Below are 9,630 nucleotides of genomic sequence, written 5' to 3'. Positions count from 1 at the left end.
TTATTTATATTGGCCATAGCTATTACAACCTGTATATAATAATTAATATAATATTTTATTATTTCAATTATATAAAATTATCATTATAAAATTCATGGCCAGCATGTTTTCAGTATAAATGTTTAAGATTTCAAAAATAAGAATTAAAGGCCTAAATAGATTTAGTTGAATTAATATGGAGTTTTTTTTAGAAAAAAAGTTGAACAACGAGCTGACCTCCATAATAATTCAACTAGCCATTACCAAATGAAACCACCCAAATATTTTTGAGTGGCAATAATTAATCTTACTTTAAACATATTTAAAGAAAGTGCGAGAGAGCAGATGATAAGTATTAGTTAATCATCAATGCTGATTTCGGATTATTTTTTTGTCTATGTTTCCAAATATGTTTGGATTATAGTATACTTTTTGGCTTTTTTCAAAATGTTTGTCATATAATTTTATTTTGAATATTCATGTTAAACTTTGGGGTCGTGTTGGATATAGTGAGTTTGCCGTTAATTTTTTCAATACCCATATTTAATTATTTAGAGTTCAATATTGACTTTATTTCATTATATTTAAGTGTAATTATCCTAATTTTTTAAATTAAGGTCATTTGCTTTGAGATTAATCAAAAATTTTATATAATTGGTAGTATATATTAATATATAATATTCCAGTCGGTCGCATCTTAAAAAAATAAGTCGGAGTTGTTATTTAATGTTTAAGGTTTTTATCAGCAGCAATCAAACAGAATTCGCAGAATATCGACAATTGATATATGAAGAATTTGAAAAAGACTTCTTTTTAAAATCATTTTTTAAACCATTCATATTTGAAGAATCACCATCCTTCGGACAGTCTCCAGTAAACACTTATCTTGAAGCGGTCAGAAAATCAGATATCTATATTGGACTGATCGGATCGGAGTACGGAACAATCAAAGAATCCGGATTATCCGCAACCGAAGAGGAATACGATGAATTTCATGCATCCAACCAAAACTCCTTTTTCTATATAAAAAACACTGATAAAAGGGATGAAGAAAGCGAAAAATTCATCTTAAAAATCCGGGATGACAACACCTACTCATTTTTTGATGATGAAACTGAGTTAATTGATGAAATCAAAAAGAGTCTTGTCAAATTCATTGAAATGGGTCAAAAGGAAAATGACAACTTTGACAAAAAGCTTATATTAAACTCCTCAATTGATGATGTTGACAGTGAAGCCTATGATTTGTTTTTTGATTTGTTAAAGGATGATGATTCCTACAATAAACTAAAAGACATGAGCGATAAGTCATTTCCTCTTGAGAGAATCGGTGCAGGTGAAGTGGTAAACGGCGAATTTCATCTAAACAATGCAGGGGCACTGTTCTTTGCCAATGACGTTAACAAATTCCTGTCTCATGAAATTAAAATGGTGAGATTTAAAGGAATCACAAAATTTGATGCAATAGACAGGATAGACCTGCATGCCTCCCTTTTAAAATGCATTAAGGAATTTGAAAAATTCTTCAGAAGGCATACGAATTCAGGATTTTACATTGACGGATTCAATCGTGTAAATGTCGATGAGTATCCGATAAAAGCGGTTCGTGAAGGATTCATCAATGCACTGGCACACAGAAACTATGAGCGAACATCAAGCTTTATCGAATTCTACATCTTCGATGACCGCATAGAAATAATAAGTCCGGGCAAACTCAAATATCCATTAACGATTGAAGACATTAAAAAGGACGAGGGTATTGCCCATAGAAACGAAAGGATATGTGAAATTTTCTATAAGACAAATTACATGGAGCACATCGGCCGTGGAATATCTCAGATGACTGATGAAATGCTTAAATTTGGGTTGGATGAACCTCAATTCAGTGAAGGTAATGATTCGTTTAAGGTAGTGTTTAAACGAAAGGATGGGCAAGAATTATCTTCAGGTACTGACAGTATTGTTAACTTGAAAGATTTTGGATTAAATGCACGTCAAATTGATATTTTAACAAAAATCACTAATGACAATATGGTTTTATCATATGATGATCATCAAAGATTATATGGTAAATCAAGAGCCACTGCTGAGAGAGATTTCACAATACTGATTGAAAACAATTTGATTAAACGCTTTGTTAAGAATAGGAGAGTCTATTATACATCAATAGATTATTAGAAAAATGAGGGATTTCACCACTTTTTGAGGGATTACATGAGGGATATTTAAATTAATTCTATGATTAATATTTCTCATAGATTATCCTTAACTTACTATTTTAATTACTCCTATTTTTAATTAAAATAGGGCAAAATTATTTTTGAGGGATTACGTTTTAAAAAAGAAAAGTAAAATAGTATTAAAAACTATTTTACTATGATTTTTGAACTTGTTGTCTTTGCAGTGTAGTATGCATCCCCTGCAAACTTGGTTGTTGCCTTAAAGGTTCCCTTTTTGGTCAGTTTAACCTTAAAGGTTGCAACACCTTTACTGTTTGTTTTTGCAGTATAGGTTTTACCGTTAACCTTCATGGTGACTTTTTTACCGCTTAAGACTTTACCTGCATTGTCCTTTAAAACAGCAGTCACTTTTTTTGTTGCTGACTTTTTAAAGGTCTTTTTAGCTACAGTAAGTTTGGTTGTCTGTTTTACAATGTTTATAGTGGAAGTTGCCACACTGCCTTTATAACTTGAATCACCGGTAAATGCCATTGTTACAGCATATTTTCCGGCCACATTTGTCGGCAGGCTAAAGCTTACAATTCCATTGCCGTCACTGGTTGCAGTATAGATTTTGCCGTTGAAACTTATGCTTACGCTTTTACTTGCTAAAACTTTACCTGTTGCATCCTTAAGTGTAAACTTATATGCACTGCCTTTGGCACTGATTGCATTAACAGTTAAAGCACCTGCAGAAATGCCGGTGGCTGTTTGTGTTGGACTTGCCTGAATGGTGGTCTGCAGATCACTTTTAATGTATCTGTCGCTTCCTTGAAATTTGGCGGCAATCTTATTTTCACCGCTTAAGCCGTTAATGTATATGTGACCGTACATGTCTGTTTCATCAGTTATTTCATCTCCGCCGTTTACGCGGTAGGTGATTTTCTCGCCGATGATTTCCTTGTCATTAATGTCAAATAATGCAATGATTACACGGCCGTCCTTTACATATGTGACTGTCATGTAAGTATCGGTTTTTGCTTTTGGTATGAGTATTGAGTTATCGCCGCTTTTGATGGATGCAAACTCCAGATGGAAAGTGTCAATGTCACTGATGTCAGTGAAATTGTTGTTTTTGATGACGATATCTCCAATCGGTGAGAGTGAAAGGCTTTCAAGGACTTTGAGATAGTAGAATGTCACGCTTTTTGCGTTCACATTGTCATTTGCTTTAAGGACTGTGTTGTTTGTAATGTTTATTGCTCCGATGCTTGAAGGATAACCATGCTCCTTGTTTTCAGCTTCAGATAAGATGACAATATTGTTGTCCTGCACTGTAAAAGTGTTTCCGATGATTTCAAGATTGTCCGATGCCTTCTGAAGGCTGATGAACGGCAAATCATCATAGTATACCCGGAATGTTTGGCTTAGGTAGCTGCTGTACCAGGTAGTGTTGATGTAACCGCAGGTAATGAAGCGGTTGTTTCTGATTTTGCTTCCTTCAGTTGAGGCGCCACCGTAGAAGATTGCGTATGTGTTGTTTATGAAGGTGTTGTTTTCAACAAGGACGTTGCCTGATGTTGATGCAATGCTCACGCCATCCAGTACTTGACCTTCAAAGGTGTTGTTGATGATTCGGATACCTTTTGATCCCATCAGGTTGATTGCCTTTGTACCGGCTTCTGTTCCTGCTTTTACCGCTGTGGTTGTACCTGTAAAGTAGCAGTTTTTAATTGTTGATGAATCTGTACTTGAAAGGTAGGTTCCAGAAGAGTAGTTAATGAACTTGCAGTCAGTGATTAACAGGTTATTGTTTGCCTGTGAATAGATTGCAAGGCCCTGAATTGTTCCACCATAATCCGGTAAAGGATTTAAGTTATTGAAAGTGATACCGCTGACTGATACGCTATCGGTATATCTGATTTCAACAACATGATTCTGATTAATGCTGTTAATGCTCACATTATTTGCAACAATGTTGATATTTTTGTTTATTGAAATTGTCTCGTTAATCGAGTATTCTTTGTTTTCTCCTAAGTTTACTGTATCTCCATCATTTGCTTTGTTGATTGCGTTTTGAATGGAGACAGTGTCTGTTCCATTTACATCAATGTCTGATGTTAATACATCTGTCTGGTTTTCGGCTGAAACTGCACTTAATGAAATTGTTAATATCACAAGTATGACAAGTATGCCGATTGTTTTTATTTTCATTTTATATAATCTCCGAATAATTTTTATATTAAGAGATTTTTAATATCGATAAGTAATGTTAGGCCTGTTCTCGTTTTGCAAATTCATATCGAGGTGACATTTTCTCTTGCCTACAGTTAATATATTAGTTTAATTGTTCAATATAAAACTTATTATAATCTTTTTTATATTTTTATATGTTAGTGTTGGTGTATTTTAAATGGTTATTGTTATTTTTTGATATTACTTTGTTCAATTTTTATTTAATTTTTAAAATTATATTCATTTATTTAGTGATTAAAAAGTCATTTAAGCACTTTATGAACGCCCTCCCCCGAAAGTGTTCATTTGCAGTATGCTGAATTTTAAGCTCTCAGATGAAAAATTAAAGCGAATATTTTAAATATGCAATTCGAGTTATATAATAAATGATGTGCAGAAATTTTCACATCCATTAAGAAATATTTAATATCGATAAGAAAATAAGTTAAGAGGTAAAATATAAAAAAAATTTAATTTAAAAATGTTAGCAGACATTTTATAATTTTCCTCCTTAATTATGTAAAAAAATCCGAAATGAATTGATAATTCATAATTAAAGTTAGAAAGTTAATTAAAATATAATTTTATATTAAACCTCTACTTCTTTTTTATGGTATTCATTCTTAATAAAAATTATTATTTAAAAAGAGGAATTCCTATGCTAAATAAAAGATTTACTCTAATTTTGGCAATGTTAGTCCTTGTCATTTTCGCAGTGGGTTCAGTATCTGCAGAAGAAAATGTAACAGCTGACATTGATGTACCTACTGAGGAGGTTGTCATCGACGAAGTCGATGTTGACGATGATCCAGTAGATGATGCGGTTGAAAGCGAAAAAGTAGTAGAGCCAACAAGACTTACAACTACTTATAGTATCAATAATTCATATAGTTCTAGTGCTATTGATAACTTAATTGACACTGGAAGTTCTTCAAATAAAGTTATAATTAATTTTGCTAACCAAACCTATAGTAATATTGCTTTAGATTTAACCGGTAATGTTAATGTTGAATTATGGGGTAATGGAGCAACATTAAATGGTGATGGAACACATGACATATTCACAGTAACAAATTCACACAATATAGTAATTAAAGACTTTATAATAAATGTAGACTCAGGTGCAGCAGCAATTTATGGACACCACGTATATGATTCTGTTTACACAAACAACACAATCACTGGTGGAAAAGATGGAATTAACATTTTCCAAATACATGAAAATTTAACAATAACTGATAATAATATCTCTGGATTTACAAGAGATGGAATTTCATTAGTAAACTTTGATACAATGAATGATACTACATGGGCTAATTTTGTAGCATCAAACGTTTCAGGAAATAAAATTACTGGAGGACAATATGGAATGTTCTTTGGTGGAAATTATAAAGGAGTAATTTCTAATAATGATATAACTGGATCTGGTGTTGGTATAGAATTTGCTGGTAAAAAAGCAGCTACTAATGGTAGATTAGATGTGGAATTAAATTATAATACAATTGTTGGTGTAACAACTGGAATTAGTATGAATCACCCTGATGTTATCAGTTTTAAAATGTTAAATAATACTGTTAATTCTACTTCAAACACTACTTTTGCAATTTTAGCAGGTAATAATTTTGATGTTGATGATGATGCGATTATTAGCTTAATTAATAATACATTTTATGGTTATACAAGTTCCGCATTTTATTATGAGATTACAGAGGATATAAATAACACCGGATTAGTTAGATATCCTTAAACTAATTAAATTGATTCAAATGAAACTTAAAATTTCAACATTATTTTTTTTAATTTTTTTATTATTAATTATAATGAATTCTGCTTATGCAGAAAATAACGAATCAATTTTAGATAATCCAAATTTAAGCGATGTTGATGATTTAACTTTAACAGAATCTTATTTGCAAGATGATTTGGAATATAATTTAATTAATGATGAAAATATTGAATTAAATAGTGTTTCAGATGAACCTATTGGAGTCGATGATTCTAGCAGTATTGTTAATCCTGATTTTGAGAATGGTAAGGATGGTTGGGATAGTGATTTTACTGTTGCTTCAACTGCTGCTCATTCAGGTTCTCAGGGTTTGCAAACTACTAAAGCGAATAAATATATTAGTCAAACTTTGAATTTTGATTCTATTTATAGTATTAGTTTTTGGGCATCTTCTGCACAAAATAAAGTTAATTTTAACATTCTTTCTGATGATGTAGTTTTAAAAACTATTACTGATGATGAAGGTATTGGTGATGGAGTGTGGAAACAATTTACTGTAGATACTTCCTCTTTAACTGGAGAACATGTATTTAAATTAGTTAATAATGAAAAACTTCAACTAAGAATAGATGACTTTACAGTAAATACTAATGAACCTACCGATGAAGAAACCGATCCAGTTAATACAACTATTTCAGTAGTTTATCTAAATACCGGTTTTGTTGTTATTTCTCTAAAAGATGAAAATGACAAAGTTATTCCAAATGTTACTATGAATTATAGGGTTGATAACAATGAAATTATTAATGAATCTACTGATATTAATGGTCAAATTATTTTCAGTGCTTTAACTGGTAATTTTTCTGTTTCAGTTAATTTCACAGGAAATGAAAATTATTCTTCTTCCAATAATATAGTTAATTTTTCCAATATTAATTTTGTTGTTAATCCTTTCATTAACTCCGATTTTGAACAAGGAAAGTTAGATACTTATGCTGATGTGTATGGTTGGAATGTAACTGGTGGTGCTGCACATGGCGGCAAACGTCCAGATGGTCAAATATCTATATTTAATGGTACTAGATCATTACTTTTGTCAGGTAATTATTATGGATTTTGGGTTTCTCAATACCTAAACTTTGATTATATTGATAAAGTTACTTTTAAATATTATGCTTTAGATGCAAGTTTAAATTGGTTTAATTACAACCTTACTACATTAATTGGAGGAAATATTATTGAAAATGTCCCTACTGCTGATGAATCATGTTGGCAAGAAGTAACAATTGATACTCATGATATTCAGGGTATTAATTTATTTGAACTGTCCACTGGTGGTCAATTCACTCCTTTAAGATTATATTTAGATGATTTTGCAGTAGTTTATAATAATGAAATAGTTTCAGATTTCACATATAATACTAATGTTGACGGAGAAAATGTAACAGTTAACTTTATAAATACCGCAATTGGTTCAATTAACAAAATATTATGGAGTTTTGATGACAATACTACTAGTAATCTTATAAATCCAACCCATATTTTTAAACCAGGAAATCATAATGTTTCTTTAACTGTTTATAATGGGGAAAATTTTGTTAATCAAACACATACTTTATCATTAAATTTCCCAACAATTGATGGAAAAATGTATGATAGTATCCAAGATGCAATTAATAATGCAACTGATGGTGCAACTATTGAAATTCCAAATGATTCGACTGAAGATTTAACTATTGATAAAAATTTAACTTTAAACTTTAATGGCAATAAGTTAAATGGAAATATTAATGTTAATAATGGTGCAAAAGTTACTGTAAATAATATTGCTGGCGCTAATAGTTTCAGTACTGATGATTCATCTAAATTAACTATCACAGGATCCAACATTGCAGATACTAATATCACTTTAAATGCAGGTAATATTGCACTTGATGGCAATGAATTTAATGGCAGTTTCATAACTGTTACAAATGCTAATGCTGTTATTGCTAACAATAATATTGCTAATGGCGGAATTAAAGTTAATGGTGGTAAATCCAAAATTAACAATAATGTTTTATCAGGAAATGATGTAGCAATCACACAAACTGAAGGAGAAACAAATATTACCAGTAACATAATCACTGACAACAACATTGGTGTAAACGTTACTAACGGTACAGCTAACATTAACTTCAATGTTATCTACAATAACAATAAGGTTTCACTAGCTTACGTGGGTACTGTTGATGCTTCCAATAACTGGTTTGGAGTTATGATGCCATCATTCAGTACAGTTCCTTCTGATGAATATGTTGATGTTTATGCTCCAAATGCTGAACAGCCTGCTTGGTTAGTATTAACTCTCAACTGTAACGAAACAACATTGTCCAGCGCACAAAACTATACTATCGGTGTTGATTTAACACTTAACAGTAAAGGTGAAAACATAAGTGCTTTAGGTGTTTTACCTAAATTTAGTTTACCTGTTTCCACTGAACTAGGAAAAGCTAGTGCAGTCAATGTTGAAAATAGTATTGGGGAGTTCACATTAACAACATCTACATTAACATCAGATGAAGCAATATTTACAATTAATGGTCAAGACTACACATTGGATGTAAACGTATTTAAAGTCGAAGACAGGATTAAAGAGTTAGAAACACAATTAGCTGATGCTCAGGCTAATGCTAGTCAGTTAGCTAGTGAACTTGATGATGCTAATAAGAAAGTTGAGAATTTAACTACTCAGTTAAATGAAACTCAGGCTAATGCCACTAAATTGGCCGAAGATCTTGCAGATGCTAATCAAAAAGCAGATAACTTAACCACACAGTTAAGTGATGCTCAAAAGCAAATCCAAACTTTATCTGCTGAGTTAATTTCCACAACAGTTACTGCAAACAATTTAAATATTAAAGCATTAACTAATGGAAACATCCAAGTAACTCTCAAAGCTAACGGCACAGCTTTAGCAAACAAAACAGTTAAAGTCATCATTAATGGCGTAGTTAAAGAAGGCACAACTGATGAAAACGGTGTTGCTAAAATACCAGTTATATATTCAAGTGCAGGTACATACTATGCTACAGTAACCTTTGCAGGTGATGACACATACAAATCATCCATCAGTACAAGTAAAGTCGTTGTAAGTAAAAAAGCTACCAAGATTACAGCTCCTAAAAAATCTTTCAAAGCTAAAGTAAAAACCAAAAAGGTTAAAATCACTTTAAAATCAGGTAGCACCGTACTTAAAAGTAAAAAGATTACTTTAAAAGTTAATGGTAAAACTTACACAGCTAAAACCAACAGTAAAGGTGTAGCAACAATTAAAGTTACCAAATTAACTAAAAAAGGTACTTTCACCTACACTGTAAAATTCGCAGGTGATAAAGCATACAAAGCAATAACTAAAAAAGGAAAAATGACTATTAAATAAAAAAAGAGAGAATAAATTATTTGAAACACGTATTTATTCATTCTCTTTTTTTCTTTTTTATTTTTTTAATAGTTAGATGGAGTACACAAATAATATTTTTAGGTTTGAGT

Annotated in this window: 4 protein-coding genes; 3 read left to right on the top strand and 1 reads right to left on the bottom strand. The window is 31.3% G+C overall.

Translation table 11 applies throughout. The features are described from left to right. Positions 1–705: 705 nt before the first annotated feature. A complete protein-coding gene (locus ACJMML_RS09590) occupies positions 706–2,157 on the top strand; it encodes an ATP-binding protein (RefSeq protein WP_405307102.1) in 1,452 nt (483 codons plus the stop codon). Between the two features lie 188 nt (positions 2,158–2,345). On the opposite strand, the gene ACJMML_RS09585 is transcribed toward ACJMML_RS09590, so the two are convergent. Then, a complete protein-coding gene (locus ACJMML_RS09585) occupies positions 2,346–4,352 on the bottom strand; it encodes a right-handed parallel beta-helix repeat-containing protein (protein WP_405307101.1) in 2,007 nt (668 codons plus the stop codon). 631 nt (positions 4,353–4,983) lie between these two features. Between ACJMML_RS09585 and ACJMML_RS09580 the strand changes: the two genes are divergently transcribed. Together ACJMML_RS09580 and ACJMML_RS09575 are read left to right on the top strand one after the other, a co-directional pair. Next, positions 4,984–6,120 carry a hypothetical protein gene (locus ACJMML_RS09580; RefSeq protein ID WP_405307100.1) on the top strand — a complete coding sequence of 379 codons (1,137 nt, stop codon included), beginning with the start codon at positions 4,984–4,986 and terminating at the stop codon, positions 6,118–6,120. Between the two features lie 517 nt (positions 6,121–6,637). Beyond that, complete coding sequence (locus ACJMML_RS09575) at positions 6,638–9,520, top strand: PKD domain-containing protein (protein ID WP_405307099.1); 2,883 nt, start codon at positions 6,638–6,640, stop codon at positions 9,518–9,520. The last annotated feature ends 110 nt before the right edge of the window (positions 9,521–9,630 follow it).

The sequence above is a fragment of the Methanobrevibacter sp. genome (assembly GCF_045130115.1).
Taxonomy (GTDB): domain Archaea; phylum Methanobacteriota; class Methanobacteria; order Methanobacteriales; family Methanobacteriaceae; genus Methanocatella.
This window is presented reverse-complemented; position numbering and strand designations above follow the sequence as displayed.